Source organism: Halobacillus sp. SY10 (assembly GCF_045401165.1).
In the GTDB taxonomy this organism is placed as follows: domain Bacteria; phylum Bacillota; class Bacilli; order Bacillales; family Halobacillaceae; genus Halobacillus; species Halobacillus aidingensis.
On record NZ_CP174345.1, the window covers coordinates 1,122,881 to 1,149,479 of the forward strand.

At 42.6% G+C, this 26,599-nt stretch carries 34 protein-coding genes; 32 read left to right on the plus strand and 2 right to left on the minus strand.

Features of this window, described 5'->3' with window-relative positions; translation table 11 throughout:
* Positions 1-325: 325 nt before the first annotated feature.
* Positions 326-475: a Spo0E family sporulation regulatory protein-aspartic acid phosphatase gene (locus ACJA3J_RS05680; RefSeq protein WP_406945739.1), complete on the minus strand. Its 150-nt coding sequence runs from the start codon at positions 473-475 to the stop codon at positions 326-328.
* A 181-nt stretch (positions 476-656) separates the two neighbouring features.
* Entirely contained in the window at positions 657-1,025 is a 369-nt protein-coding gene (locus tag ACJA3J_RS05685; RefSeq protein ID WP_406946277.1) for a response regulator, read from the minus strand.
* 183 nt (positions 1,026-1,208) lie between these two features.
* Between ACJA3J_RS05685 and ACJA3J_RS05690 the strand changes: the two genes are divergently transcribed.
* The 32 genes from ACJA3J_RS05690 to ACJA3J_RS05845 all read left to right on the plus strand — a co-directional run bounded on the left by ACJA3J_RS05690 (position 1,209) and on the right by ACJA3J_RS05845 (position 26,591).
* Positions 1,209-1,397, plus strand: coding sequence for a DUF3954 domain-containing protein (locus ACJA3J_RS05690; protein WP_406945740.1), 189 nt, complete (start codon positions 1,209-1,211; stop codon positions 1,395-1,397).
* Between the two features lie 67 nt (positions 1,398-1,464).
* On the plus strand, positions 1,465-2,151 hold the full coding sequence (locus tag ACJA3J_RS05695) for a hypothetical protein (RefSeq protein ID WP_406945741.1): 687 nt from the start codon (positions 1,465-1,467) through the stop codon (positions 2,149-2,151).
* Between the two features lie 135 nt (positions 2,152-2,286).
* Positions 2,287-2,460 (plus strand): hypothetical protein, encoded by a 174-nt coding sequence (locus tag ACJA3J_RS05700; protein ID WP_406945742.1) that lies wholly within the window; start codon positions 2,287-2,289, stop codon positions 2,458-2,460.
* A gap of 10 nt (positions 2,461-2,470) precedes the next feature.
* Positions 2,471-2,902, plus strand: a complete 432-nt coding sequence (locus ACJA3J_RS05705; protein ID WP_406945743.1) for a LuxR C-terminal-related transcriptional regulator — start codon at positions 2,471-2,473, stop codon at positions 2,900-2,902.
* Between the two features lie 56 nt (positions 2,903-2,958).
* Positions 2,959-3,210 (plus strand): hypothetical protein, encoded by a 252-nt coding sequence (locus tag ACJA3J_RS05710; RefSeq protein WP_406945744.1) that lies wholly within the window; start codon positions 2,959-2,961, stop codon positions 3,208-3,210.
* Positions 3,211-3,405: 195 nt separating this feature from the next.
* The gene (locus ACJA3J_RS05715; protein ID WP_406945745.1) at positions 3,406-4,158 is read left to right on the plus strand and encodes a hypothetical protein; all 753 of its coding nucleotides are present in this window, start codon (positions 3,406-3,408) and stop codon (positions 4,156-4,158) included.
* A 75-nt stretch (positions 4,159-4,233) separates the two neighbouring features.
* Positions 4,234-4,449 (plus strand): hypothetical protein, encoded by a 216-nt coding sequence (locus ACJA3J_RS05720; RefSeq protein WP_406945746.1) that lies wholly within the window; start codon positions 4,234-4,236, stop codon positions 4,447-4,449.
* Positions 4,450-4,498: 49 nt separating this feature from the next.
* A complete protein-coding gene (locus tag ACJA3J_RS05725) occupies positions 4,499-4,774 on the plus strand; it encodes a hypothetical protein (RefSeq protein WP_406945747.1) in 276 nt (91 codons plus the stop codon).
* 82 nt (positions 4,775-4,856) lie between these two features.
* Positions 4,857-5,627, plus strand: a complete 771-nt coding sequence (gene terS / locus ACJA3J_RS05730) for a phage terminase small subunit (RefSeq protein WP_406945748.1) — start codon at positions 4,857-4,859, stop codon at positions 5,625-5,627.
* Positions 5,620-6,921, plus strand: a complete 1,302-nt coding sequence (locus tag ACJA3J_RS05735) for a PBSX family phage terminase large subunit (protein ID WP_406945749.1) — start codon at positions 5,620-5,622, stop codon at positions 6,919-6,921. Before terS ends, ACJA3J_RS05735 begins: the two co-directional genes overlap by 8 nt.
* Positions 6,921-8,231: an anti-CBASS protein Acb1 family protein gene (locus ACJA3J_RS05740; RefSeq protein ID WP_406945750.1), complete on the plus strand. Its 1,311-nt coding sequence runs from the start codon at positions 6,921-6,923 to the stop codon at positions 8,229-8,231. The genes ACJA3J_RS05735 and ACJA3J_RS05740 overlap by 1 nt, the downstream gene beginning before the upstream one ends.
* Positions 8,215-9,024: a minor capsid protein gene (locus ACJA3J_RS05745; RefSeq protein ID WP_406945751.1), complete on the plus strand. Its 810-nt coding sequence runs from the start codon at positions 8,215-8,217 to the stop codon at positions 9,022-9,024. The genes ACJA3J_RS05740 and ACJA3J_RS05745 overlap by 17 nt, the downstream gene beginning before the upstream one ends.
* 54 nt (positions 9,025-9,078) lie before the next feature.
* A complete protein-coding gene (locus ACJA3J_RS05750) occupies positions 9,079-10,191 on the plus strand; it encodes a DUF2213 domain-containing protein (RefSeq protein ID WP_406945752.1) in 1,113 nt (370 codons plus the stop codon).
* Between the two features lie 23 nt (positions 10,192-10,214).
* The gene (locus ACJA3J_RS05755; RefSeq protein WP_406945753.1) at positions 10,215-10,676 is read left to right on the plus strand and encodes a hypothetical protein; all 462 of its coding nucleotides are present in this window, start codon (positions 10,215-10,217) and stop codon (positions 10,674-10,676) included.
* Positions 10,677-10,697: 21 nt separating this feature from the next.
* Positions 10,698-11,594, plus strand: a complete 897-nt coding sequence (locus ACJA3J_RS05760; protein ID WP_406945754.1) for a DUF2184 domain-containing protein — start codon at positions 10,698-10,700, stop codon at positions 11,592-11,594.
* Position 11,595: 1 nt separating this feature from the next.
* On the plus strand, positions 11,596-11,931 hold the full coding sequence (locus tag ACJA3J_RS05765; RefSeq protein WP_406945755.1) for a hypothetical protein: 336 nt from the start codon (positions 11,596-11,598) through the stop codon (positions 11,929-11,931).
* On the plus strand, positions 11,931-12,284 hold the full coding sequence (locus tag ACJA3J_RS05770) for a DUF4054 domain-containing protein (protein ID WP_406945756.1): 354 nt from the start codon (positions 11,931-11,933) through the stop codon (positions 12,282-12,284). The genes ACJA3J_RS05765 and ACJA3J_RS05770 overlap by 1 nt, the downstream gene beginning before the upstream one ends.
* 1 nt (position 12,285) lies before the next feature.
* On the plus strand, positions 12,286-12,894 hold the full coding sequence (locus tag ACJA3J_RS05775) for a hypothetical protein (RefSeq protein ID WP_406945757.1): 609 nt from the start codon (positions 12,286-12,288) through the stop codon (positions 12,892-12,894).
* Entirely contained in the window at positions 12,894-13,271 is a 378-nt protein-coding gene (locus tag ACJA3J_RS05780; RefSeq protein WP_406945758.1) for a hypothetical protein, read from the plus strand. Before ACJA3J_RS05775 ends, ACJA3J_RS05780 begins: the two co-directional genes overlap by 1 nt.
* Positions 13,268-13,750, plus strand: coding sequence for an LIC_12616 family protein (locus ACJA3J_RS05785; protein WP_406945759.1), 483 nt, complete (start codon positions 13,268-13,270; stop codon positions 13,748-13,750). The genes ACJA3J_RS05780 and ACJA3J_RS05785 overlap by 4 nt, the downstream gene beginning before the upstream one ends.
* Before the next feature lie 3 nt (positions 13,751-13,753).
* Positions 13,754-14,770, plus strand: a complete 1,017-nt coding sequence (locus ACJA3J_RS05790) for a DUF3383 family protein (protein ID WP_406945760.1) — start codon at positions 13,754-13,756, stop codon at positions 14,768-14,770.
* A gap of 12 nt (positions 14,771-14,782) precedes the next feature.
* Positions 14,783-15,187 carry a phage structural protein gene (locus ACJA3J_RS05795; RefSeq protein WP_406945761.1) on the plus strand — a complete coding sequence of 135 codons (405 nt, stop codon included), beginning with the start codon at positions 14,783-14,785 and terminating at the stop codon, positions 15,185-15,187.
* A gap of 5 nt (positions 15,188-15,192) precedes the next feature.
* On the plus strand, positions 15,193-15,543 hold the full coding sequence (locus ACJA3J_RS05800) for a hypothetical protein (protein ID WP_406945762.1): 351 nt from the start codon (positions 15,193-15,195) through the stop codon (positions 15,541-15,543).
* A gap of 201 nt (positions 15,544-15,744) precedes the next feature.
* Positions 15,745-19,419: a peptidoglycan DD-metalloendopeptidase family protein gene (locus ACJA3J_RS05805; protein ID WP_406945763.1), complete on the plus strand. Its 3,675-nt coding sequence runs from the start codon at positions 15,745-15,747 to the stop codon at positions 19,417-19,419.
* 6 nt (positions 19,420-19,425) lie between these two features.
* A complete protein-coding gene (locus ACJA3J_RS05810) occupies positions 19,426-20,001 on the plus strand; it encodes a LysM peptidoglycan-binding domain-containing protein (protein WP_406945764.1) in 576 nt (191 codons plus the stop codon).
* Positions 20,002-20,013: 12 nt separating this feature from the next.
* A complete protein-coding gene (locus tag ACJA3J_RS05815) occupies positions 20,014-20,328 on the plus strand; it encodes a phage baseplate plug protein (RefSeq protein ID WP_406945765.1) in 315 nt (104 codons plus the stop codon).
* Positions 20,325-21,116: a phage protein gene (locus ACJA3J_RS05820; RefSeq protein WP_406945766.1), complete on the plus strand. Its 792-nt coding sequence runs from the start codon at positions 20,325-20,327 to the stop codon at positions 21,114-21,116. The genes ACJA3J_RS05815 and ACJA3J_RS05820 overlap by 4 nt, the downstream gene beginning before the upstream one ends.
* Entirely contained in the window at positions 21,113-21,487 is a 375-nt protein-coding gene (locus ACJA3J_RS05825) for a Gp138 family membrane-puncturing spike protein (RefSeq protein ID WP_406945767.1), read from the plus strand. Before ACJA3J_RS05820 ends, ACJA3J_RS05825 begins: the two co-directional genes overlap by 4 nt.
* Entirely contained in the window at positions 21,484-21,840 is a 357-nt protein-coding gene (locus ACJA3J_RS05830; protein ID WP_406945768.1) for a DUF2634 domain-containing protein, read from the plus strand. The genes ACJA3J_RS05825 and ACJA3J_RS05830 overlap by 4 nt, the downstream gene beginning before the upstream one ends.
* Positions 21,833-23,008, plus strand: a complete 1,176-nt coding sequence (locus ACJA3J_RS05835; RefSeq protein ID WP_406945769.1) for a baseplate J/gp47 family protein — start codon at positions 21,833-21,835, stop codon at positions 23,006-23,008. The genes ACJA3J_RS05830 and ACJA3J_RS05835 overlap by 8 nt, the downstream gene beginning before the upstream one ends.
* Positions 23,001-23,642, plus strand: a complete 642-nt coding sequence (locus ACJA3J_RS05840) for a hypothetical protein (RefSeq protein WP_406945770.1) — start codon at positions 23,001-23,003, stop codon at positions 23,640-23,642. Before ACJA3J_RS05835 ends, ACJA3J_RS05840 begins: the two co-directional genes overlap by 8 nt.
* A gap of 12 nt (positions 23,643-23,654) precedes the next feature.
* Positions 23,655-26,591, plus strand: coding sequence for a pyocin knob domain-containing protein (locus ACJA3J_RS05845; protein WP_406945771.1), 2,937 nt, complete (start codon positions 23,655-23,657; stop codon positions 26,589-26,591).
* Positions 26,592-26,599: the final 8 nt, after the last annotated feature.

The window sequence follows — 26,599 nt, forward strand, 5'->3', positions numbered from 1 at the left end:
ACATTAATAGCACCTCTTGATTATTAAGGTAGGGTGAATCATTCATCTTAACTATATCTTCTATATTTATATGTAGTAATCTAAGCGGAAATCAAAAAAATAACCAGTTGAATTTAGAAAATGAAGGTTTGAAGTTATTTAATTCCTCGACCCTAATATAAACAATACCGCTAAAACAAAATAAAGAAAAAAGTAGATGATCATCAAAATTGTATTTCCCATTTGAATCACCATTCTTTTAGTAGTTATAAATCATTATATTCAGTAACAATTCGATATTGTTCACACTTATTTTCTTATAAGAAAAACAATAACATCGTACATCCTATGTCAAGGCGCTGAGTTGATTTAGGAGTTTATCCAACCTTTGAGATATATTTAAGACTTCTTCATAGTCTGCTTCATTTATATAGGCTTCATACATTTCTTGGCGGACAGATTCTATTTTCTTTTCTAATTGTGAAATATCGTCCATAGTAATCCTCCAAATTTAATCATCCAACTAAGGTTAACACATGTCTATGCAGTGCCGTGTTTTCTGGAAGAATTCTTATTTTGTCAGTTTGAAACAGGTAAAAGGTTACAGGGAATATATCCCTAACTGATTAAATAAAAAAGGCCAAAGAATAAATCTCTGACCAGTTGGGTGAAATGGGTTATCTTTTTAAATCTGATTTGATCCTGGAGATAACGATTGGTAAACGTTTAAAATAAGGTTTTTGTATGAAGTCATAGGCTCCATTTTTAGCAAATTTTTCAATAGTGAATTTATCACCTAATGATGAGCAAACAATAACAATTACTTGGGGATTGATTCGCTTTAGCTGAATGAGAGTTTGTAACCCATTCATCTTAGGCAACACAAAGTCTAATATAACTATGTCCGGTTCATGGTTCTTAAACTCAATAACACCTTCTATACCATTAGCAGCTTCAGCAATCACGTGAATTGATTCTATTTCTAACACTTTTTTTAGCCAGGATCTCATGAATGAAGAATCGTCAATAATTAGTGCATTTATAATAAATTCGCCCTTACGTCTTTTTCTCTATACTACCCTTATTGTTCACCCTGACGTAACAATATCAAAGAGTATTATCTTAGTATAGTTAATTTCGTAAAATGGGACAAAAAAAGCCAGAGCATAAGCCCCGGCTAAAATGAATCTGACAATCTCATTATAGCACACTTCGAGGGGGCTTATACATTGGCGGATGCAGCGAAAAAACTAGGAACTACAGCTGAAATAGATTTGATGGAAAACGGTGTTTATGTTGTGAAGGATGGACAGGTGGTCAAGGCCCCAGCTCCTGAGGAGGGATACGGGGCTTTGACGATCAACTGGCAGGGCGGAAAACCTTGTCACGGGAAGATGGAAGAAACATTTAAAATCTAAGTATTCACATTTAATAAGAAAACTCTTAAGCCGATGAAGTAAGTAGATGACTAAAGGGGGATTTTCCATGCCGGTAAGAAAAATTGAACGTAATAAAAAAGAGTGGAGTAGGTTTAATTTTAAAGCTCACATTAATAGTATGGCTAAACATTTAAAAGGCTATCAATATATAAATGAATGGAAAAAATACTGGAATGAAAAGTTGACAGGAGAAGACCTAAGTATAAAGAAGAAAATAAATGAGAATGCCTACTTTGATCATTTAGCAGATATAGACAAAGAAGATATCAGAGACCCGGAACGTGGAGTGGAGGTATTTCAGTCATCTTACGTGAGTGAGTTTGGAGAGTTTCATTATCATTTTAACGTGGAAGCTATAAATAAATTAGTCAATGAAAGGGAAGTTCCTTTAGAAAAGGTAGAAATTGACCACCTTTATATTGACCCTGATACCGAATACCACGAAAGTAAAATATCTGATAAGAGACACCCTATATTTTTAAGGTGGTTTTTAGTTAAAGAACCTATAATTTGCGTAGATGGGAATAAAAGAATCCTAAGTAATTTAAGGAAAGGAAAAAAGGAATTCAATGGGTTCCTATTAAGCCCTCTAAACATATCAAAAGATTTATTCTTGTTTGATGTTGACTACTGGTTTTATGTATACACCAGTGAAATTGAAATAATATCAAGAGGGTTAAACGCTGGTTTACCTCATAATCAGATACATCAATATACACTGAATAATCGCTAAATATTGCTTATCGGAAAAACCGAGAGCACTGACTACAGGTTGCAAACATGCAGCTGTTGTTGGTGTTCTTTTTTTATTCTATGCAACTGTTTTATCCAAATACTTAGATTTTGGTAACCAAAGGAGACATGTGGAATGAGCCAGCAACTGCGTGAGCAACTCAAACAATATAAACGCAAACATAACATCCAGACTCCTCACCCTAAGAAAAAGAAAGAAGACTTTAGCACACGAGATATTGAGGAACTTATGGGGATGAACCGCCCGACATACAGAAGAGGTCGTGGTGGGGCTATAAAGCAAAAATAGGAGGTGTCTTATGAACAAGAAGCAGATTGAGAATGCACTACGTGATTATAACTGGATGATAAACGAGATTAAGAGGCAAAGAGAACTGCTCGAAGATGCTGGAACAAATTTAGTCGCTCAGTCTGGAATTGAATCGACCCTTCCTAAAGCGCAAGGGGAAATCGGTGATCCGGTGGCGCGTGAGATCGTTCGCCGTGATAAAAAATATACCTGGGTCCATAAGCTCGAAGTGAAAGTGACATTCATCCAGGAGCGCATGGCTGTAATTGAAGAGGAAAGGGAAAAGGCTGTTCTGGAATGTCTGCTGGATGGTATGAGTATGGTCGCTATTAGCAGGCATATGGGTCTTTCAAGAAGACATATATATAATTTGAAGGATAACGTGGTAGAAAAATTATCAAAAAAAACCAATTACTCACTACCAAAGGCCAATTGTTCATAATTCGACAAATTGGTATAATATTCCTCAATATCTAATTTATGCAATGGGGGATCGGGATGCAATTTAGAGCTCTTTTTTTTAATGGGATTAGAATTGATATCGCTGGACAGTATTCTCAAAGGTTAGACGGTTCATTAGTTTTGCAATTAGATAAGATGATGCCATCCACAGAATTACGTAGGCTGATATCAGAAGGTATTTCATATTTATGGTTAGGAAAGCCAGGTGGAGAACAATGGGAAGTACATAAAGGGCCATTCTGTTTGTATGAAAGGTTTGGGCTTCTTATACTTTCACCTAATAAATGATTTCACATATTGCACACTTTTCCCAAAAGATGACGTATACACTTAGGATTGTGTAAACTGGATGGCAGGACGGACTGGCAGACATCCATGGCCAGGAAACATGAGTAACTTATTTATGAGGCACCCTTGCGGGTATCTTTTTATGCAGGAAATTCCATATCCTTGTCGAAGATGTAGGCGAGGAGGATGGTATAAGTGATCACAGAAACTTTTAGGCAAGAGATATACCAACATTTAAGTAACGATTTTACGCAATCTGAGGACTTTACAATAGACGCAGTGACTAAATCTAATAGCAAGAAGCTATTAATTACTTATAGGTATCTAAAACATTACAATATGGAGATTATAATTGATGGAAATGACTTTAGGGCTTGGTATGTACCCGGTGAAATACTACAAAGAGAATATTTCCCCGCAAAGGACAAAAGTGATTTATTAAATTGTATTGAAGAATGGGCTAAATATATTGCTGAAGAGTTCAAGTCTACACCTACACATAAAAAGTTTGTAGAGCACGAAGCAAAGATTCAGGATATTGAAGATTTTCTTGCTGAGTCTAAAGATGAATCATTTAAGAATAGTGAAATTGAAGAACTTAAAATGAGATTAGATAGCTTGCAAAAAGAATTTGAAACTAAAATTAATAAAGACTTAGAAGAGGATAGGGAAAAGGAAAAGGTTATTCGTAATTTAAGTAGAGAAATTGATATATTAAAATCCCAATCAGAATTGCTTTCTAAAAAGAACTGGTTCCTTTCATTCTCAACAAGGATGTATTTATATACGCAAAACAACCCTAGGGTTGCAAAGTTGTCAGGCTCTATTCTTCATAACTTTTTACCTGAAGGATTGAAGCAGGTAATACCAAACAACTTCATGGACTATTTGTTGGAGGAACCTAAGAACAACAAAACTAAAAAAATTGAAGATAAAGCTAATAAGTAGTATGAAGCATCCCAACAAGGGGTGCTTTTTTATAAAAACAAAATTCCTCCGATAAATATGTTAGGGGGAGATGAAATGGAATTAGTTAGTTGGGATATGATTTGGGAAGTTGCAGGTCCTTTTCTAATAATGGGAGCTGTAGCGTTGGTAGTGGGTTTAGTTTGTATTATTATTCTTAAATCAATGGAAAATGGAATATTTAAAGAATTGTTTAGAGTTCTGAGTTTTATTTTAGTGATTACCCTTCCATGGATATCATTGCAAGTATCTACTGAAATATGGGCGATGTAAAAGGTGAATGCTTCCTTTTGTCGAATTAGTTCGATTGAGGAGGTGTATTATGGCTAAGGTATTTTTGCATATTCATGACGAGGGTGAATCCAATTGGGAAAATCTTTATTACGATTTTGGAAGAGTACCAACTGAAAGTGAATTCCTTGCAACCAGTAATGATTCAGAGTGGTATAAAGTCGAACTGGTAGTTCATACGCCCTTTAGCGCAGAGTTGGAGGCAGAAGTATTTGCAGTAAAGGTATCTCAAAGAGAGGTAAAGAGAGATAAGTTAAATACGGATTTTATGCCAACAGCTTCCCAAATAGAAAATCCTTTCAAATGATTTTTAAAGCACTCCGTGAAGGGGTGCTTTTTTCATGATCACAAAACAAACTTAATTTATGCTGGAGGTGGGTGAAATGTAGATGGCCGAGAAGCATAAACAAGCCGAGAAGGATTACATCAAAGGCTTGAAATACAAAGAGATTGCAGAGAAACATGGCGTCTCGATTAATACCGTAAAGTCATGGAAAAGACGACATGAATGGTCCCGTGAAAAGGGTGCACCCAAAGAAAAAAGTGTGCACACAAAAAAGAATAGTGTGGGAGCTCCTAAAGGGAGTAAAAACGCAATGGGTAACCGTGGAGGTTCAGCGCCTAAAGGGAACAACAACGCTGGTTCACACGGTTTTTTTCGTACCATTTTTCCAGATGACGATGAAACCATGCAGATAGTCGATGCTATAAGTGAGAAGTCTCCGGTGGATATGCTTTGGGAGAATATTGTAATTAAGTACACAGCCATTGCTCGAGCGCAAAAATTGATGTATGTCACTGATCAAGAGGACATGACCAAAGAAGTTAAGAAAACAGAGGCTTCTGATGGTGAATCTTTCTCAACAGAAAAAGAAGAGTGGGAGATCCAATTTGCGTGGGATAAGCACGCTACATTCCTCACAGCACAATCTCGTGCCATGAGTGAACTCCGATCACTGATTAAAGACTTCATTCTACTTAGTGGCCAAGATGATCACAGAAGAAGTCAACTCGAAAAAATGCAGCATGATATGAAAGTAACTCAAGAACGACTCGATTTGGATAAGGCGAAAGCTAATATTGACGATGGCGAATATGAGGACGATGGATTCATTGATGCTTTAGATGGTAAGGCTTCAGAGGTGTGGGACGATGATTAAGGCTAAGAAAAAGAAGCCGGCACCGTTTAAATTTAAGCCTTTCTCCAAGAAGCAGCTGAAGGTCTTAACCTGGTGGCGTAACAATTCTCCTGTTAAAGACAAAGATGGCATCATATGTGATGGTTCCGTTCGTGCCGGTAAAACGGTTGTCATGTCATTGTCTTTCGTTATGTGGGCAATGGAAACCTTTGAAGATGAAAACCTCGGAATGGCTGGTAAGACGATTGGTTCATTCAGAAGGAACGTCATCACACCTCTGAAACGCATGCTCAAATCCAGAGGGTACGTCGTAAAGGACCATAGAGCTGATAATTACCTCACCATAACTTATAAAGGGGTATCCAATTACTTTTATGTGTTTGGTGGGAAGGATGAGTCCAGTCAGGATCTCATTCAAGGTATTACATTAGCTGGAATGTTTTTTGATGAAGTGGCCCTTATGCCACAATCCTTTGTTAACCAGGCCACGGCGCGTTGTTCTGTCGAAGGTTCAAAGTTCTGGTTCAACTGTAACCCAGCAGGACCTTATCATTGGTTTAAAACCGATTACTTGGACGCTACCGATGAGAAAAACTTGCTCCATCTTCACTTTACGATGGATGATAATCTTTCCTTATCAGAGAAGGTTAAAAACCGTTTCAAACGTCTCTATACTGGTGTTTTCTATAAACGCTACATTCTTGGGCTTTGGGTGCTTGCTGAAGGTGTTATCTATGACATGTTTGATATGGATAAGCACACGACCAATGTAACTTACACCCAGTTTAAAAAGCACTATGTATCGATTGACTATGGTACTCAAAACCCTACAGCATTTGGATTGTGGGGGTTCCGCCCTGATATCTGGTATAAGCTCAAAGAATATCACTATGACGGGCGTGAAGAAAAGAAGCAAAAAACCGATCAGGAATACCTCAAAGATTTAAACGAGTTCCTGGGTGATATCAGACCAGCTGGTATTGTCGTGGATCCAAGCGCATCCTCATTTATTGCTTTACTTAAAAAGAATGGCTTCAAAGTTATTGAGGCTAAAAATGATGTGTTAGAAGGGATTCGAAATGTAGCCAACGCTTTGATTAATGGGGAAATCCTATACGACTTATCCTGTACCGAGACATTCAGAGAGTACGCTTCATACATTTGGGATAAGAAAGCAGCAGATCGCGGCGAGGACAAACCGGTTAAAGCTAATGATCACCATATGGATAGTGATCGCTATTTTGTGAATACCATAGTAGCTAGCAAATACAAGCTATCTATTAAAGAACGTTATAAAAAGCTTTACGGGAGGTGATGACCATAGGTGGAGCCAAAGCATCACGCAAATTCAAAAAAGACTTTTTACAAGTAGGAGAAAAAGGCGGAGCGAGAGATGTTCTGATGCGACAGTCCCCTCAAAAGGGAAGAGGACTCTCACATGAAGAAATCACAAACCTATATTCGAATGACCAACTCATTCAGAACATCATTGATATTCCAGCTGAGGATGCAACTCGCGAGTGGATTACCCTTAACGTTGAGGATGAAACACTAAAAAAGAAACTGGAATTGAAGTTAAGAGCATTGAACGCGCAGGAAGTGTTTCAACATATGGTGCGGTATGAACGATTACGAGGGGATGGATTTACTGCCCTGGGCCTTACGGAAACACAGGAGTTTGCATTGAGTGATCCAGTTAATCCGAAAAATGTGAAGTCAGTGGATTATTTGCACTCTTTTTCTTCAGGGAAAGTATCGAAGATGAATATGAACGACGATGTGTTTTCTCCTCAATATGGTGAGGTTGAATCGTATATGATCAAGAATTCTAAACAAAGGGAAGAGCAGGAAGTCCACCGGGATCGCATTCTTCATATGCAGACCCAAAAGCTTGAGGATGCTGACTGGGGGCAAAGCCGACTGGAACCGATGTATAAATACATTACGCTGTTTGACACGGCTGCATGGTCTACTGGCCAGATCCTTTATGATTATGTGTTCAAGAAATATAAATCTGACGATGTTGAAAGTATGAGTCCGCAAGAGCGGCAGGAAGCACAAATGCTGCTTGATTATATGTTTCGTACAGAAGCGCTTGCCATTATTGGGACCAACGAAGAAATTGCGAAAGAATCCACCAACGTATCCGGTATTGATCAGCTCTTCCAATTTGTCTGGGAGACACTAGCTGGCTCTGCGAGGATGCCGAAGAGTCATATACTAGGGCAACAGTCCGGAACGCTCACAGGGGCTCAATACGACAGTCTGAACTACTACGCAAGAATAGCGGGTATTCAGGAAAACTTTGTTCGGCCGAAAATCGAGTACCTTCTCCGATTCCTTTTGCAGTCAGAGGAATTTGGGAGTTTAATTCCGGACAAGCTCGATTGGTCTTTCAGCTTCAATCCTCTTTGGAAGCTGGACAGTCAAGCAGATGCTGAAATTCGTAAGAAGGTTGCTGAAACTGATCAGATTTATTTAAGAAACCAAGTTCTCACATCAGATGAGGTGAGAGAGAAGAGGTTCACCGGTGCTTCATTGAGTGCTGAGCTCGACTTTAGTGAAGATGAACTAACTGAATTGGAGAAGAGCATACAAGAGGCGAGGGATGGTCATGGCCAATAGCCCTCAAATGCCTCAGAGTAAGTTCCCGACGGCCATATCTGTTTCTTATTATCGTGGTATCGGTAAGCTAGTAGATCTTAATCGTAAAAACATATGGGAAACCTTCACTAAAGATATCAAACCACTCATCCATCAATACCGCACCCAAATGGATAGTGGTCTTTTTGTCGTGGATTTGGAAGGTATCCTGTCCAAGATCATGACTCTTTTACAAAAGGCAAGAGAGCTTTCAGGTCAATTTATATTCACATCTGAAACCATCAACAAACTGGCTGGGAGCTTTGTTAAATCCATCAACGCATCCCAGCGGGACACTTTTAGGAACCAGATGAAAACTGTTCAAGGAATTGACCCTATTGGTCGTGAAACCTGGTTAGAATCGTTTATGGATTCCGCAGTAAATGAAAACGTCAGCTGGATTAAAAGTATTGATCAAGACTACCACGATAAAATACAGACCATTGTTCTTCAGGGAGTAAGGCGTGGGAAGTCCATCAATGAAATGGGTGCTGAAATTACTAAGGCTTCTGGGGCCAGTAAATCCAGGGCTAAGTTCATTGCTCGGGATCAAGCTGGTAGCATTCTTGGCGATTTAACGAAGACCAGGCATACACAAGCTGGCATTGATAAGTTTACCTGGCGAGATAGTGACGATGAGCGAGTGCGAGACACTCACGCTGACTTAGATGGCAATGTCTTCACATGGAAAGATGGTGCTACGGTTAAGGGCCGCCAAATATGGCCTGGAACGGATTACAACTGCAGGTGCACAGCTGATCCAGTAATAGAATAGATTTAAGCTCACTAATGTGGTGGGCTTTTTTAGTGCTTGAAAGGGGGTGAAACATTGAGTAAGAAACAGCGCTTCGATCGGGCTTTTATCAAAGATTACAACGAAACAGACGAGGGATATCTGACCGTTAGAGCTGTTGTAACGAAGCCCGGGGTTTACCCCTATGGTCGTGACGATGGATCCATTCAGTTTGAACTCAAACATCCTGAGGACATCTATTCTGACCACACGGTTCGCTCATGTAATGCGAAGCCAGTAACGGATGACCACCCCAATGAACCGGTCCACATGAAAAACATCAAAGCCTACGGCAAAGGGATGTCTCACACGGATGCTTCTGTTCAGGGCGGGGGAATTATGGTCGGATTCACCATTTGGGATGAGGACCTTATCGACAAGATTAATGACGGTAAACGGGAAATCAGCCTTGGGTTCATGACAGATCTGGTCGCAGAAGATGGAACATACGAAGGACAGAACTACCAATTCCGTCAGACCAACGTGGATGTGAATCACATCGCCATTGTAGATCAAGGGCGTGTGGGACCGGAAGCAGCCATAAAAGGAGATTCATCTGGATGGAGAAAAGATTCAGCGGCCTGGCAGGTGGATCATAAAGAGAATAAAAGTGGAGGTGGCAACATGCCAACAATCAAGATTGATAATAAAGATTATGAGGTTGATAGCGTAGTTAAGTCACGCATCGATGCTCTGGAAACAAAAGAACAACAGCTCGACACTGTAACCAAAGAGCGTGACACGCTGCAAGGAACAGTGGATGCGAATAAAACGAAAATCGATAACCTTGAGCAAGAGCTCAAGAGCGCGAAAGAGTCCGGCCCTTCTCATGAGGACATGCAAAAGGCTGTGGATGCCCGTCTCACTTTAATTGATTCAGCCCGTAACTATCTGGATGATGACTTTGATTACACAACCAAGAGCGATAAGGACATCAAGGTTGCTGTTATTCAAAAGGCTGACGAGAACTTCAAAGCTGATGGCAAGTCCGACGAATACATTAACGCGCGTTTTGATGGCACGGTGAGTGTTTATCAAAACAATGGATTTCAAAGCACAGGCGCCAACCAGATGAAGGGAACCAATGATTCGGGCGGAGACTTGGATAAGCAACGCCAAGATCGCCTGAACCTACGGGATTCAAAATAAAAAATACAAAGGAGTGATTGTTCATGGCAATTACAGAGTACAACAAGTACATGCCAGAAGCTCAAGGTAAAGGTAAACTAGCAAACTACCAGGATTATTCTGCTGAAACCAAAGCAGCTGCAGAAGCCATCCCATATGGAGTGGCTGTTCAACTAGGAACCGATCGAGAAACAGTGAATGTCTTTGCAGGCGGTTCACCTGTGGGTATTGCTTTAGCCCAAGAACCACACGATTGGCAGGATCCTAATGCCAATGATCAACTTTACAAGGCTCAAATGCCAGTCGCTGTCGTCCGTAAAGGTCCAATCTGGGTCGAAGTAGAGGAGGATGTCAATATTGGTGATAAAGCTGTGGCTGATAATTCGACTGGCAATTTCCGTCCTGAAGGTACAGCGACATCCACCGTAGTGGCATTCCCTACAGCGGTATTTAAAACAGCAGCCCTTGCCGGGGAACTGGCACAGCTTGAAATCAACCTACCATAAAACTGAAGGAGTGAAGGTTACATGACCATCCGTAATGATGCATTGATCCGCCCGCAGGATTTAAACGCAATCGACAATACAATCTATGAAATCAATAAAGAGGAACTGAAAGCACGTACCATTTTCAATGTGAAATCTGATGTTCCAGAAGGTGCGGAAACATACAGCTATGACGTCATCAAGCGTTCGGGAGCTGCTAAAGTATTAGCTCCAGGAGCCGATGATATTCCATTAGTGGATGCGGACATGGCACGTCATACAGAACAAATTTATTCTATTGCTGCAGCCTTTCGTCTTTCTGTTCAGGAACTTCGACAAGCTCAAATGTCTGGGCAACCAGTCGAGACAACGAAAGCAGCAACGGCACGCCGTGCTATTTCTGAGAAAGAGAACCGTATCGCTTGGAAGGGGGATGCGAAGCACAACATTCTAGGGGTGACCAATGCTGAAGGCATTCAGACCATGGCTGTTCAGAATAACGAAGCTGGTTCCTCCTCTTCTTGGAAGGATAAAACAGGGCGTGAAATTGTAGCTGATCTACGCAAAGCGCGTGCAGCCGTCAATAAGCTTCCAGGACATACAGCTGATACTCTTATCGTTACCCCTGATGCTATGGAAGAGCTTGAAAAGGAGTATAACCAGTACACGGGCCAAACGGTCCTTGGGTACCTTCGTAGTCAAAGCTGGTTCTCTCGTATTGACTTTACCTCTGATCTTGAAAAGGTGGGTGATGGTGATACTGATAGCTTCCTAGTTTTTGATAGTTCACCAAACGTAGTCCAGCTATTGATTCCTATGGATATCAAACGTCACCAAGAAGAGTACAAATTCCCTAACTACAAGGTTCCATTGGAAGAGCGTACAGGCGGAGTGATCGTTCGTTATCCAATGGCAATCGTGAGAGGAGATGGAATTTAATATGTTAGTACAGAACAAAGGAAAGTACGTTCGTCACGCTGAAGGTGTCATGCTTGTTCCCGGTAGTAACGACGTGAGCGAGCAGGACTGGAAGAAGTTCAGTAACCATAAAATCATCAAGAGCTTGATTGATAAAGGTGAAATCGTCACACATAAGGTGAAAAGCACTAAAGACATGAACGCGAATCAAGCGATTGAATTAGTAGAAGACACTTTCTCGGTGGATTTGCTTGAGCAATGGAAAGCTAACGACGATCGTAAGACGGTCCTGGATGCGATTGAGGAACAACTGAAAGAGATTAAGGGTGAAGGTGAAAACGGCGAGGATGATGAGTAATGGCCAACGATACGACTCCTGACAAAATTAGGAGTATCGCCAAACATCTCAGAAGCTTATCGGATGATGATTTGAATCTATATATTGAAGATGCCAAGGCAGAGCTTGATGAGGAAAAAATTCCTGATAAATATCGGGAAAGACTCCAACGTTATCTTGCAGCTCACTTGGCATCTCTTAATGTTCGGAGAGTTGCCTCACAGAAGGTGGATGGGATGTCCCAAACGTTTTCCAATAGCGACCGCACAAGCGTAGAAAGTATGGGGTTGGATTCGACACCTTACGGTCAGGAATTCGCGCGCCTGATGAAAAAATACACAAGTCGGTCTTCGTTGAAGTTGACGGTGTTTTAGCATGCCAACAAACAACATCGGTATTCAAGTTAATCAGGATAACATTCCTGAATTCCAGAAGATCATAGAAGATTTAGGACGATACAGAATTGAAGTTGGGATTTTCGCCGAAGACGATTCTTTTTACGCAATGATTGCGAACGTTCATGAATACGGCATGACCATTAAGGCGAAGAAGAAGTTCTTAACAATTCCTCTCCCACCTTCAGAAGGACGAAGTGCCTCAGAAATAGAGGGTTTGTTTCGACCTCCAGGGACGCAAATTCTAGCCACAAGTGAAAATGGAGAGCTGACACCAATGTTCGTATTAAAAGAACAGGTGAAGATTCCAGAGCGCTCTTTCATTCGAGCTAGCTTCGACGAGAAGGAAGGCGACTGGACAAGCCTCATGGAACGGTTATTGAATAAGGTTTTTGCTTTTGAAATAACCGTGGAGCAAATGTATGAACAGCTAGGAGCGAGAGTTGTCGCTGACATTCAAGCGAAGATCAGATCCATTAGCTCACCGGCCAACTCCTCCTTAACGAAGAAGAATAAAGGGTCATCAAATCCGTTAATCGATGACGGAGGCTTAATTCAACGAATTACATGGAAGGTGGTGAGTAGCTGATGGGTCAACAAATTTTCTATTTTGATGAAGTCTTTGCTGCTTTCGGCGTTTCGTTTGATGCGATCAAGAAAAGTGAAGGTTATCGTGATTATTCAAATGGAGGTCAATGGGTTCCAGGAGCTGACTTACCTCCTGAGACCATGGAGGGGATTATTGTTCCCCTATCCAATGATGACCTTAGATTCGATACACAGGGGCGCTATACGGAAAAAGATCGGAAGATTTACCTGCAACATCCTCAGCGACTGGAAAAGAACGACCGGGTCCACTTTGGTGGGCAAGATTATCGGGTCTTCGATGTAAAGAATCATGAGGTCTATGCCGATTTCTCTGTTTACATCATTAAAGGGATTGATAAGGGGAGTGATTCTTCATGATGACCTTAGAAACACGCAATACAATCACGAATGAACTCTTCAACTTCATGGGCATCCCCGTTATCCCTGATGATGACGATGGCGATGTTCCAGACTATCCCTATATTGTTTATAGCGATACGACGGACAACACCCGTCGAGGGCATGACTCCATCACCTATACCAATACTGAAGAGGGATTTGAAAAAACGTATTCCAATCAAGTAGGAACGTCTTACTCGTTTAATGCTTACTCTGATTCACGAGATCAAGCGAAGGAATTAGCATTCCAAATGATTGAGTTTTTCGGAAGGTTAGGACGTGATCGGTTGAATAACGCTGGGGTAGCAGTGCAAGATGTTTCTTCATTACAAAACCGAAGTCTCATGCTCATTGATCATTATGTGAGACGGTATGGAATTGACGTCCAATTCAATTACGTTGATGAGTCCTCGTACCCGGTGGATTCCATTGACCAAACTACTATAACAGGAGGGTAAAAGATGCCACTGAATGATTTTCAAGTGAATATCAACTTACAACAGCCACTCGGTCTTGTGGGCTTTGGGAAACCTCTCATTGTCGGCGAGATGACGGGTGGTTTAGCTTATCAAGAATTTTTAACCCTAGAAGCGCTAGCAGAGAGTGTGGACGACACTTCTCCTCTTTACCAGAAAGCCCAGGCGCTTTTAGAACAGGAGAACCGCCCAGAGCGTTTCGCTGTCGCTGCTTATGACTCAGCTGCAGTAGATGCGCCTACGACAGCTTCAGCACTTGTCACTTCGCTTTTGGGGAATGAGTGGTACTTCTTGATTACTACTGAAACCGATGTAACTGAAATGACGGCTATTGCTGATGTCATTGAAGGATCTGAAGCAGGTGGATACCCGAAGCTTTATTCTGCACAAGTTCCAAGTGTCGATGATCTTACAACGCTAGTTACCGAATATGAACGCTCATTTTTTGCAGTTCATCCATCCGGTGAGCATTTGGATGCCGCTCATGTAGGAGAGAACGGAAGCAAACCAGTAGGGTCTATTACATGGAAGAGTAAAACCCTGAAAGGGATTACTCCTCAAACGCTCACAAGCGATGAACTGGCTACTATTGAAGACGCCAATGGTTATGCTTATGTGAACAAGGCGGGTCAAAGTGTTACCTCTGAAGGCCAAGTGCTTTCCGGGGAGTATATTGATGTAGTCCATGGCTTGGATTGGGTTGTGGCTAACATTGAAAACCGAGTTCAGAAGATACTCAATCAAGCTGGCAAAATCCCTTATGATGATTCAGGTATTGCGCAGCTTGAAGCTGGAACCCTTTCAGTTCTTAAAGAAGGATATAGCCAGGGAATCATCGCTGATGATGGCAATGGAAACGGGGTTTACTCTACTAGCTTTCGTTCCAGCGCACAATCGACCGAAGAAGATCGAAAGAACCGTGTTTATTCCGGAGGAAACTTTGAATTTCAGCTTGCCGGTGCGATTCATGAAGGAAAAATCACTGGCTCTGTGAGCTATTAAGGAGGGGTATAAATGCCAGTAGGAACGTATGATTCCACGAAAGTTCAGGTTCTCATTAACGACGTGAATATCACGGGTTTATCAGAAGATACATTTGCATCTTTCGAACCAGCCGAAGGTGACAGCTTCTCATATTCTGTAGGAGCCAACCCAGGTGATGTCGTAATTTCCGAAACGAACAATGATGTGCACACGATGACACTTGTATTGCAGCCAACAAGTCCTTATGTTTCTTATTTAAATCGTCTAGCGAAAGAGAAACAGATGGTACCGGCTTATGTCATTAACAACAACGAACCGAAGGAAAAAGCGGGAGGTTCCCAAGCGCGGATCCAGAGACCCGCGAACGTAGCTTATGGAAAAGAAGCGCAGAACCGCGAGTTTACTATTGTCGTATTCGATTACTCTGTTGAGTGATTTGAATGGCAAAGAAAAAGAAAATCAATCATGGAACGAAGCAGTCCAATAGGGCTGCTTTTCATTATTTACAATACAAATTGGAGGTCCATAAAATGGCGAAAATCGGCACGAAGAAAACAATTACAGTTGAAGGAATTGAATACACACTCCAACACCCAGGATCCCGTGAGCGTATGCGTATCCAGGATAGAGCGCAGTCCGAAACCGGAAACCCATCTTCGGAAAAGCTAGCTGAAGAATTGTTCAAAAACGTAGTGGTAGAACCACAGGTTTCCTTTGAATACTTCGATGAACATGACGGTATGGAAGAGGTCATCACAGAATCAATGAAATTTCTTAGATCCGGAAAGTGATCATGACGATGCCTATTACCGGGCGAAGGTAAAAAAAGAACAATGGTTCTGGCGACCGATAGTGAACAAGGTTCTTTCCTATACGGAAGCCATCAATATGAGCAAGGATCAGCTTCTGGAAGTCAATGCTGCCATGGATATCCAATACGAAGCTGAGAAGGCTGCAATGGATAAGAAATAGGCAGGGAAAGGAGGGGAAGCATGACTTTAAAAGACTTAACATTAGGGTTTCAAGCAGACAGTGATCCCCTCCAACAACTCAACCGCGAACTCCAAAAGTTCAATCAATTCACAGGCGATGCCGACAAAGAGCTCAGGCAAATGTCTAAGTCATTTGAACGCTCTCAACGTGGGATGGTAAAGGAGTCTGTAGCGCTTAATCGTGAGCTAGGCAGACAAAGCGATGCTGCTAGGCAACTGGCAAAGACGATGGGGACCAGTGCAACTCAACTGGCTGACGATTGGTCAGATATGAGCACGGAAATGAAGAAGTCTTTAGTGCAGAACCATAACCAGCTACGTGTTTTTCGCAAGGAAGTTTTTAAGTCGGAAATGGATATGCGTAAGCTGGGGATGCAGATGGGAACATACGCAGGCACTACGGATGACTTCATGGGTGAAGTGGCCAAGCTTGGTAAGCAACACAAGAAAGCTACAGATCAGATGATTAACAATAATATGAGTATGAGGCAAGGGTTCGTTCAGACTGTAGCGACTATGAAGGCCATGACAGGTCAGAGTGAGAAGATTGCAAAGAACTATGATCGGTTAGATAAAGCGTTTTATAAAGTGAACAAGCCACTTTTGAAAGTCACTGGTGGTCTAGAGAGAATGGCCAGGCAAGGAAATGCCTCAGTATTGGCGTTAGAAATGTTAGGACCTAACGCCAGCATGAAAGAGCTAAGTGATCAAGTCCGGGTCATCAATCAAGGTATCATGAGACAGCAAGCCTTGCTTGTGGGGGCAGGTGTTGCATGGCTTGGGTTTACTGCTATACTAGCTCATTCAGCTTTAGGGCCCGATGTCGCTGAGAATTTACAACAGCAAGAGCAGGCTATTGCGGAATACCAAAAAGAATTAAAGAAACGAACTGAAGAAATTGCGAATACTTGGAGTATTTTCGAGGATGTGCAGATGGAAGCTACAAAGCCGTCTGACTTGCAAAAGAATCTCCAAGAGCAAGTGGCTATCATGGATAACTGGCAGAAGAATCTTACAACCTTAAGCACTAGAACGGATAACGGGTACTTTATCCAGCACCTTCGAACTATGGGGCCGGAAGCAGCAGCAGAAATAAAAGCCTTAACCCAAATGTCTCAAACAGAGTTAAACAAATACGTCGGACTTTGGGAAGAGAAAATGAAGCTATCAAAAGATGCAGCTGTTACAGAACTGGCGGCTTTGAAAAGAGCAGCTGATAGGAAAGTCAAAGATCTACAAGATAGCCTAACGCCACTAGGGAAAGCGTGGTATGAATTTAAAGATACCTGGGCAGTGGCTTTAACTCCTTTTGTAGAAATGTGGGGGATAATTGCAGCGCAAGTAGTAAAAGCAGGGACTAAAATAGGAGAGTTTGTACAATCTCTCAATGAAGTAAGTCCTTGGATTACTAAGATTGCCGGTATGTTCCTGTACTTATTTAGTACTGCACTCTTGTTTTTAACTCCTTTGGCCGTAGGTATTGGATACCTTAAAGGGCTTAAGGCTGCATTCGCCGGAACATGGGTCATCATGAAAGGTTTCGTGACTGGTTTAGGTGCTACAGCTGGGTCAGCCGCATTAGTTGCTGCATCAGTTCTCGCTGTGGGTGTCGCTTTGTATTTCTTATGGACTCGTTCAGAAACATTCAGAAACATTGTTACGGGTGCATGGGATGCCATCAAATCAAAAGCAATTGAAGTGTGGGGTTTCATTAAACCATATATCCTTCAGGCCCTTGGGGTCATTGTTTCATTTGGACAAGAAAAGCTCGCTCAGCTACGTTCTTTCTGGGAATCTAACGGTCAGCAAATCCTACTAGCTGGAAAAAATGTCTTTGGATTCTTAGTAACCGTAATTGGAGGAGCTCTCCAAGGAATATGGGCGGCCATGAAGTTCGTTTGGCCGATGGTATTTGCGCTGATCAAGTCGGTATGGGGTAACATCAAAGGCGTGATTGATGGGGCTCTGAATATCATCATGGGTTTGGTAAAAGTCTTTACTGGTTTATTCACTGGTGACTTCTCGAAAATGTGGGAAGGTGTCAAACAGATATTCTTTGGCGCAATTCAGTTTGTCTGGAATTACATTAATTTGTTGTTTGTCGGACGAATTCTAAAGGCTGGAAAAGTTCTATACACCGGTTTCAAAACCATTGTTACTACATTGTGGGGAGCCATGAAGAGTATCTTTATGGGTGGAGTGAATTTCGTTAAGAACTTCACCGTGAAAGGATTTCAAGCACTTCATAAAGGTGCAAGTGGTTTTATCGATAAGCTGAAGTTTCACGTGGGGCATCAGTTTAAAACCATTGTAGATGCAGCGAAAGCTTTGCCGGGTAAAATCGGTGAGGGCATTAAAAACATGGCTGGTAAAACATGGTCAGGAATCAAATCGTTCGGCCAAAGGCTCGCTGATGGATTTGCGAAAATTATCAATGGAGCGACCGGCGGTGTGAACTGGATCATGGGTAAACTCGGTATCGACTTTGCCATTCCTGAATGGGACCCACCGAAATACGCCAAAGGAACAGACTTCCACCCTGGTGGCCCTGCCATTGTGGGTGAACAGGGGCGAGAGTTAATTCATGCGAACGGACGCACATTCTTAGCTGAACAAGAGCAATTGCTCAACCTTCCTAGAGGTGCATCTGTATTGCCGAATCGACAAACGGAGATGGCTCTGCAAGGTGTGCCAGGATACGCCGGTGGAGTCGGAGATTTCTTTAAGAATTCTCTCGGGAAGTTGAAAGATGTCGGACTTGATGTCTGGAACTACCTATCGAACCCTAGCCAACTTGTCGGAAAAGTTCTCGATTCCTTAGGGATAAGTTTCCCAAGTGAAATCACTGGTGCTTTTGGCAAGATGGGACAAGGGGCATTCTCGCTTATTAAAGATAAAGTCATCGACTTCGTAAAAGGTAAGATGGCTGAAACTGCTGGTCCTGTTAACTTTGGAAATCTTGTCAAAACGAGTAGTTTCGGAACGCGATTCCACCCTATCCTTAAAAAGTACATGCTCCACGCTGGGGATGACTATGGTGGTGCGCTTGGAACAGCTATTCGGTCTCAGTCAGGTGGTCGAGTGATCCATAGTGGTCCTGCTGGAAGCTTTGGTAATCTTGTTAAAGTTCAACGAGGAATTTACACCCATTTCTACGCTCACTTGCAACGAGCGATGGCTCGTGTAGGTTCGATGGTGAGTCGCGGGGATGTTATCGGGACGTTAGGTAGTACTGGGCGTTCAACAGGTCCTCACCTTCACTATGAAGTGAGGAAAAATGGTGTGCCTATACCTCCTGGTGGAGGATTCGCGACTGGTGGCATTGCCACTCACCCGCAAATAGCGAGCCTTGCGGAAAACGGTTGGAAAGAATTTATCATTCCTACTCAGCCTAGCATGAGAGGAAATGCTTTGAGGCTTTTAGATCAAGCCAATCAAGAAATTGGTTATAAGCCAAAAGAAAGCCGTTATAATCCGTCAATGGATAACAATCATACAAGTGGTGGATATAAAGGGCAACAGATCGTATTCAGCCCAGAATTTGTTGTGCATGTAGATGCAAATGCCAAAGTCGATCAAGACACCTTAGACATGCTGGAAAGAAAGTTCAAGCAAATGTCTGAGGAACAGTTCGAGAGTTTACTGAGAAGAATGGGATTCAACCGGGAGGGGTGATGGATTTTGCAAGGAAAAGCAAACCTACAAGGGGAGCTGCTACACGTTACTTTGGAGAACTACCCGAATAACGGGACAGTAACGAAGCACCCTGTCGAAAAGGAAGGCGGAGGATCCATCACCGACCATGTCTCGGTGGATCCCAAGAGTGTTTCGATTAAAGGTATTCTTACACGCAATACAAATGAAGAAGTGGAAACATTGATATCACAATTAGAGTCTTGGCATAAAGCTGGGACTCTTTTGCAATATGAAGGCCGACGCATCATGTCTAACGTAGTTATCGAAAGCTTTGATGTAGACACTGACAGTAAAAACCAGAACGGTTTTTCGTTTTCAATGACTCTAGTCAAAATTCAACTGGCCAAATCCTCTTACCAAAAATCGTATAAACCGGTTACGAACGAAGGTAGAAAGCAAACCAAGAACCCAAATACCGGTAAGAAATATCACTTGGTTCGTAAAGGGGACACCTATTGGGGGTGTGCCAGAAAGTATGGCACTACCGTTAAACAGTTAGAAGAATGGAATCCATGGCCGGCAAGGGTGATTCCGATCGGTGTAAAAATGAGAGTGGGATAAGGAGGGATACCAGTGAATTTTGAATATGTACCCATTGAAAAAGAAAAGATTCCCTATCGGTTCTCCATCCAGTTAGGCATTGAGCTATTCGACATGGAGGTTCGATACAATGAAACATATGATTTTTTCACATTGGATTTACATCGAGGGGAAGAGACTTTAGCTCTTTCTGAGAGAATTGTCTATGGCGTTCCTTTATTTCAAGATGTTTATGATGACCGGTTCCCTGCTCCTACTATCATCCCCCAAGATGAAGCTGGGCTGGAGCATCAAGTGACTTATGAAAACTTGAACGAAACCGTCTTTTTGATGGTGATGAACCAATGAAATATTTCGGACGGAAAGCGAATATATCCATCGCTGATGTAACTTTTGATAGTGAAGAGTTCGGGATGGAGTTCGAAGTCACCTTCGATCATGACACCGATCCAAATGAGAGTCAGATTACACTATTTAACTTAAATTCTACATCGCTGGGAGAAATTAAGAAACATAACCAAGTTGTCATTAATGCAGGATATGAAGGGGATGTGGGGCAAATCTTATTTGGGTTTGTCTCCAGTGTTTCCACGGCCAACGAAGTAGATAGGAAGACTAATGTGAAGGTGATTGATAAACCTCTCATCAAAGAGGATAAGACCATCAATAAATCATTCAAGAAAAATATTAAGGCTTCTCAGTTGATCAGAGATTTATTATCAAAGCTTCGTATTGAGGCAACAATCAATCTTCCTAAAGATAAAGTGTATGCCAAAGGGTATGAAGTTGATGGAAACATTGATGATGAAATAGCATCCATCGCAAAAGACTGCGGAGCCATTTTCTATATTAATCAAGGAAAAGCATACATCCAAAAGATTCAAAGCAGCACTCCACCATCTTTTCTACTGAAGCCTGATACAGGGCTGATTGGGACACCCTCACCATTTGAAGAAGAGGTCGATGGAAAGACGATTCAAGGGTTCAACGTTGAATGTCTATTACAACATAGAATCACTACCGGATCTGTCATTAAAATTGAGTCTTCTACTGCGAACGGTGTTTATTATGTGCGAGGTGGAAAACATCGATGGGGTCGAGAAGAGTCTATCACTGAATTGGAAGTGATCGTTTGAATGATACATCGTTTTTCTCTGAGTTTAAAAGAGATATATTATTATCGATTAATACTTGTTTGCCATGTAGAGTTATAAGCTACGACAAAATGAACAGGGAAGCAAAGCTTCAACCTCTTTTCAAGACCAAAGAAAAGAATCGGAGTCCTAAATCCCTTCCAGTCATCGAAGGGGTCCCCGTACTGTTTCAGCAGTATGAGGTTAATGGGAGTATCGAAACCTATCATCCTGTACTTTATCAGGGGCAGGTGGTCCAAGTGGCCGTTAATCAGCGTGCCATTGATGACGTTTTGAATGGTCAATCTTCCTACCCGGATGTTTCTAAACTGTTTAGGTTAAGGGATGCGGTCGTGATCGGAGTGATTACATGAAGACATTTGCTCTGGATGCTCAAGGAGACTTATTAATTCGTGAGGGCGAATTTGTTGTTATTGAAGAAGCTGAGGATATTAAACAGTCCCTCTCCCTTATACTATCTACTAACAAAGGCGAGTGGTTTCTGGCTCCCGAGATGGGTCTTGATTTCAGCGCCTTGTTAGATAAGCCTACGGATGCTCGGATAAGAGCTGCAGTGATTGAAGCAATCAGCCAGGAACCAAGGGTGCAATCCATAGATCATATCGAAATCAACCAGGACAGACAAAAACGAGTAGTCAATATTCATTTCAAGGTAACGACTTCTACGAATGAACAGGTGGAGAGTGAGGTGAGTATCAATGCTTGATGAAAATGGATACAGGCGCAAGACATATGATGAAATTCTAGACGAGATGCAAAGCCGGGCAAGAGAGCTGTTTGGAGAGAAAATCAACCTCACCAAAAGTTCTCCAGTCGGGCTTTTTATTATGCTGATGGCCTGGTTCCTTTCATTAGTCTGGAAGGATAACGAGGATGTCTACCATTCAGCACACCCAAACCAGGCGACCGGCGTTAACTTAGACCGTCTTTTACCGTATTCGGGAATTACTCGTAATCTGGCCCAGTTTGCAGAAGGAGATGTGACGCTGACTGGAACCGCTGGATATACCGTTGAACAAGGCTTCCAAGTGACCACACCTTCAGATGTATTTTTCGAAACTACACATGACATTACGCTTGATGATCAAGGGGAAGGTACAGCGAGGATTCGAGCTTTGGAAGTAGGGCGAATTGGAAATGTCTCATCTGGTGAAATCAACCTGGTTGTAAATCCGGATGCGAATATCGAAAGTGTGGTTAACCCGTCACCGACCTCAAAAGGCCGAGAGAAAGAAACGGACCTGGAAGTGCGGCAACGCAGGGATATTTCTATTGAAGGTTTGGGTGCTGCTACGGTTCCATCGATTCGCGCACGACTGTTGGAAATGCCAGATATTCGTGCGGCTACAGTCATTGAGAACTATGAAAATGAAGTTGTAAATGGTCAGCCACCTCATTCGATTCAGGCTTTTGTTTTAGGTGGAGATGATCAAGTCATTGCAGAAACGATTTTCAATACAAAAGCTGGGGGCATCCGTCCGTATGGAGAAACAACCCGGCTGGTAATGGATGAGAGTGGTCAAGCTCACACTGTCGGTTTCACCCGAGCTATAGAGATTCCGATCTATTCACGTATTACGATTTCGAAATCAGCTGCTTTCCCATCTGATGGTGCTGATCGTATACGCCGCACAATTGTTCAATTCATCGGAGGGGAAGATAATAGTGGGGCCCTCTATAGTGGTCTGAACATGGGTGAGGGTGTTATTTATTCCAAACTCATAGCGAAAGTTTTTCAGGTAGAGGGTGTGGAAGATCTAACGCTGGAAATGTCGAAGGATGATACAACCTATGTACAGAGCAATATTGCCATTGGCCCAGAAGAAGTCGCACAAACTGACGTCGATTACATTGAGGTGACACTAAATGTATAAGGTATCCTCGATTCTTAGTAAATTTGCCGACTCTTTAGCCAAGAAGGAAGATAGTAACATCGGAAAGGTATTTAAGATATTCTCAGAACAACTCGAAGACTTGAAGTTCACAAATCAGCGCATAAAAGAGTGGCGACTCATCGACAATGCTGAAGGGATAGCGTTGGACCTTATTGGAGAGAACGTACTCCAGCCGCGCGGTGTAGCCACAGATGAAGTTTATCGAGTCCTATTAAAGTCAAAGATAGCTCGGAACCTTTCGACAGGAGATATCAACACCATTATCCGTGTCCTATCATTAGCCCTGGACTCAGATCCATCTGATGTATCCATCAAAGAGACATGGACTGATGAGGTAAATCCTCAACCCGCGGGGATAAGCGTTATTCAGGTTCCTTTGAAAAGGTTGAACGAAGTAGGGCTCCCTGCTGATCAGTTTGCGAGAATCATCCAACGGACAGTGGCTGCAGGAGTCAGAGTGAACTCGATTGAGCTGAACGGTACATTTGAATTTGGTTCAAAAGATTTAGCTTTGGATGCCGAGGCTGGTTTTTCGAGCTTAGACAATCCGGAAAGTGGTGGTTACTTTGGATCCGCATTCGTACCTGCATCAAATGAAGACTTACCTATATAAGGAGGGGTATCATTGCCAATCAATACAACATTACCCGATTGGTTAGCCACAGGAGTGCAGCCTCCTGATAGTTTACGAACTACTGGTTGGGAAGAAGGGCAGAAACCTGCAGCAGAATACTTCAACTGGTTCTTCTCGACGTCTTACTATGCATTAAAGGACTTAGCTGAAAAGGCAGCTTCTCAACAAGATCTAGATAATCACAAAAATAACCAATCCAATCCTCACCAAGTTACAAAATCACAAGTGGGATTGATTAATGTAGATGATGTGAAGCAAGCATCTAAAACAGAATTCGATAATCATAAAGGCGCGACAAACAACCCGCACGGTGTAACAGCTGCCCAGGTCGGGGCTTCGCCTACGGGTCACGGGCACAGCACCGCGACGACAACAGTAGCGGGCTTTATGTCTGGGACCGACAAAACGAAATTGAACGCAATCCCGCCAGCTGCGGACGTCGAAACCAAATCAGGAGCAACGCAAAAAGCGGACGACGCAGAAGCCGCCGCGATTAACTGGGCGAAAAGTTTCGGTCTAGGCGGCAGAGCGGAGACAATAACCGATGGTGATATGAACAGCTTAGACGAAACGGGTTTCTATTTTCTTAATGGCGCGGTTGTCAACGCACCAACGAACCAACCCTATTACGTTATACACATGAAGTTTTCTTCCGGTTATTTTAAACAAATCGCCTTATCTTACAACGGGGCAAAAACTTATACCAGGGAGAATTATGGAACAGGGTGGAAGTCATGGTCACAAATTGAAACCGCAAGCGGCGCGCAGGCTAAAGCTGATGCGGTGCAAGATTGGGCGAAAAGTTTCGGTCTTCAACAGGGAAAAAGCGTATCTGTAAACCTAGATAATGTTATTGACGCGGGTTTTTACTTCGCACTGGGGACGTCCACAAACCTGCCGAACAATGACCCTGGTTATCTGTACGTTTCAAAAAGGCAAGATTCTACGAATGATTATGTAGGGCAAATGTTTATTGCCGCTAACAACGAACAGCTTTTTACAAGGGTTAAAAAAGCAGGAAGCTGGACCGCGTGGCGACAACAAGAAACCACGGCAGGCGCACAGGCGAAAGTGGATGCGACCCAGGTCCACAAATTGACAAACGACGATGGTACCGCGTTAAGTATAGCGTCGGACGCAAACACCACTGTAAAATCAGGCATGTACTCTACCACATCAAGTACAGTAAATGTCCCTTCTAATGCGTCAGGGCTTTTGATTGTACAAGAAAGAACTTCGGGGGTTATTTCACAACAAGTCATCTACTATTCAGCGAACGTTATGCACTTCCGAACAAGTGTAGATGGCGGTACTTCATGGACCGAATGGAAAGAATTCGAAACCACAGCAGGTGCGCAGGCGAAAGCTGATGAACGAGTGAAGAAAACAGGCGATACTATGACAGGTGCCCTCAACAGTAAAAATATTAGAGTGGTCGATAGTAGCCGTATATGGCATGGCGAAGTTGGTGTCTTCGGTGCTTTCGGTTGGACGAAATATGAACAGGACGGCGCCACACTAGATTATTCATCATATATGGCGCATAATGCCAAACATAACGAATCCACTGGAGAATGGGTTTATGAAAGAAGCGATATGCGGGCGCAGCTTATAAAAGTAGGTCATCAACAAGGTTTCGAGGCATGGGAAAGCACAGATGCTTCACCAGCCGCGGGCGACCCTATCACCTGGGAGAAAAAGAAAATTGAAACCACAGAAGGCGCACAAGCGAAAGCTGATGATGCAGAAGCCGCCGCGATTGATTATGCGAAGAGTTTCGGGTTAGGCGATTGGGGTCGTTTTACAAGTGATGCAAATACAGCGACTTCATCAGGGTTTTGGGTAGCTGATAATACGACTTTGAACATGCCTGATGATAAATATTACACTATATTCGTTAATCGACCGAATAGCAGTTCAGTTTCACAGATTGCAATAAGCCGTGGAAGTGGCGAAGTCGGTCGAATGTATTATAGGAGCATGGCGGGCGGCACCTGGAACGAATGGGCGGAAGTAGAAACCACAGCGGGCGCCCAGGCGAAAGCTGATACTAAAGTAAGTAAATCAGGTAGAGATGATATTGCGGTAGACAATTCTTCAGGCAACCAAAAACTGTTGGGAATGATAGCGTCCGATGGGTCTGCAAAATATGAATGGTATATGAAGCAAGATGGAACCTTAGGTTTGTATGACAGGGTTAATGCTGAATATATTATGGAGATTGACCACACAGAAGGTACCTACCTTTGGAATGGTAGTGGAAGAACGAGCATTGCAAGTTTAAAGCAATCTGTCAGTAACGGGAAACAACAGGTCCGTGACGCCGTTATTGGCAAAGGTGGATTAGTCGCGGACGGTGACGGGGACGGTATACCGACCTTCCAGGAATTGACGGACGGGGTTAATGAGATCACGACAAGCCCGATCAAAAGCATCCAAAGAGGGACGGTCACAATCACCGGCGAGTTGTCTAAAAGTATAAATATATCGCCGGTTAACTTACAAAAATCAGTTGTACGGATAGTCGGAAAAGCGGTGCAAGGTGATTACGACGGTCAGAGCCACGAAATAAGAACAAAGTTTAACACGAGTTCTTCAATCGGTTTTCAAAGGGACTATGTTTCATCAGGAAAAACCGCTTATGTGACTTATGAAGTAATAGAATTTGCTGATGAGGTCAACGTACAAAGCGGATCGTTTACAATGACCGCAAATGACCAGCCGTACAGTTTAACGATTAGTTCCGTTGACACTTCAAAAGCGATGTTGTTTTTCTCTAATTACGATGGGTCGTCAGTCGATACAACCACATCATATACCATGATGAGAGGTAACATCACCAACGCCACAACGGTTGATTTTAGTACGTTTACAGGTGGTTTCTCTTCGGAAATTTATGTGAGTTGGTTTGTTGTAGAATTACCATAAGGAGGGTG

What these genes read in the sequence shown, in the direction of transcription:
- ACJA3J_RS05680 (WP_406945739.1), bottom strand. Translation starts at nt 475, where the DNA reads ATGGACGATATTTCACAATTAGAAAAGAAAATAGAATCTGTCCGCCAA.
- ACJA3J_RS05695 (WP_406945741.1), top strand. Translation starts at nt 1,465, where the DNA reads ATGCCGGTAAGAAAAATTGAACGTAATAAAAAAGAGTGGAGTAGGTTT.
- ACJA3J_RS05700 (WP_406945742.1), top strand. Translation starts at nt 2,287, where the DNA reads ATGAGCCAGCAACTGCGTGAGCAACTCAAACAATATAAACGCAAACAT.
- ACJA3J_RS05705 (WP_406945743.1), top strand. Translation starts at nt 2,471, where the DNA reads ATGAACAAGAAGCAGATTGAGAATGCACTACGTGATTATAACTGGATG.
- ACJA3J_RS05710 (WP_406945744.1), top strand. Translation starts at nt 2,959, where the DNA reads ATGCAATTTAGAGCTCTTTTTTTTAATGGGATTAGAATTGATATCGCT.
- ACJA3J_RS05720 (WP_406945746.1), top strand. Translation starts at nt 4,234, where the DNA reads ATGGAATTAGTTAGTTGGGATATGATTTGGGAAGTTGCAGGTCCTTTT.
- ACJA3J_RS05725 (WP_406945747.1), top strand. Translation starts at nt 4,499, where the DNA reads ATGGCTAAGGTATTTTTGCATATTCATGACGAGGGTGAATCCAATTGG.
- terS (WP_406945748.1), top strand. Translation starts at nt 4,857, where the DNA reads ATGGCCGAGAAGCATAAACAAGCCGAGAAGGATTACATCAAAGGCTTG.
- ACJA3J_RS05735 (WP_406945749.1), top strand. Translation starts at nt 5,620, where the DNA reads ATGATTAAGGCTAAGAAAAAGAAGCCGGCACCGTTTAAATTTAAGCCT.
- ACJA3J_RS05740 (WP_406945750.1), top strand. Translation starts at nt 6,921, where the DNA reads ATGACCATAGGTGGAGCCAAAGCATCACGCAAATTCAAAAAAGACTTT.
- ACJA3J_RS05745 (WP_406945751.1), top strand. Translation starts at nt 8,215, where the DNA reads ATGGTCATGGCCAATAGCCCTCAAATGCCTCAGAGTAAGTTCCCGACG.
- ACJA3J_RS05755 (WP_406945753.1), top strand. Translation starts at nt 10,215, where the DNA reads ATGGCAATTACAGAGTACAACAAGTACATGCCAGAAGCTCAAGGTAAA.
- ACJA3J_RS05760 (WP_406945754.1), top strand. Translation starts at nt 10,698, where the DNA reads ATGACCATCCGTAATGATGCATTGATCCGCCCGCAGGATTTAAACGCA.
- ACJA3J_RS05765 (WP_406945755.1), top strand. Translation starts at nt 11,596, where the DNA reads ATGTTAGTACAGAACAAAGGAAAGTACGTTCGTCACGCTGAAGGTGTC.
- ACJA3J_RS05770 (WP_406945756.1), top strand. Translation starts at nt 11,931, where the DNA reads ATGGCCAACGATACGACTCCTGACAAAATTAGGAGTATCGCCAAACAT.
- ACJA3J_RS05775 (WP_406945757.1), top strand. Translation starts at nt 12,286, where the DNA reads ATGCCAACAAACAACATCGGTATTCAAGTTAATCAGGATAACATTCCT.
- ACJA3J_RS05780 (WP_406945758.1), top strand. Translation starts at nt 12,894, where the DNA reads ATGGGTCAACAAATTTTCTATTTTGATGAAGTCTTTGCTGCTTTCGGC.
- ACJA3J_RS05785 (WP_406945759.1), top strand. Translation starts at nt 13,268, where the DNA reads ATGATGACCTTAGAAACACGCAATACAATCACGAATGAACTCTTCAAC.
- ACJA3J_RS05790 (WP_406945760.1), top strand. Translation starts at nt 13,754, where the DNA reads ATGCCACTGAATGATTTTCAAGTGAATATCAACTTACAACAGCCACTC.
- ACJA3J_RS05795 (WP_406945761.1), top strand. Translation starts at nt 14,783, where the DNA reads ATGCCAGTAGGAACGTATGATTCCACGAAAGTTCAGGTTCTCATTAAC.
- ACJA3J_RS05800 (WP_406945762.1), top strand. Translation starts at nt 15,193, where the DNA reads ATGGCAAAGAAAAAGAAAATCAATCATGGAACGAAGCAGTCCAATAGG.
- ACJA3J_RS05805 (WP_406945763.1), top strand. Translation starts at nt 15,745, where the DNA reads ATGACTTTAAAAGACTTAACATTAGGGTTTCAAGCAGACAGTGATCCC.
- ACJA3J_RS05820 (WP_406945766.1), top strand. Translation starts at nt 20,325, where the DNA reads ATGAAATATTTCGGACGGAAAGCGAATATATCCATCGCTGATGTAACT.
- ACJA3J_RS05830 (WP_406945768.1), top strand. Translation starts at nt 21,484, where the DNA reads ATGAAGACATTTGCTCTGGATGCTCAAGGAGACTTATTAATTCGTGAG.
- ACJA3J_RS05835 (WP_406945769.1), top strand. Translation starts at nt 21,833, where the DNA reads ATGCTTGATGAAAATGGATACAGGCGCAAGACATATGATGAAATTCTA.
- ACJA3J_RS05840 (WP_406945770.1), top strand. Translation starts at nt 23,001, where the DNA reads ATGTATAAGGTATCCTCGATTCTTAGTAAATTTGCCGACTCTTTAGCC.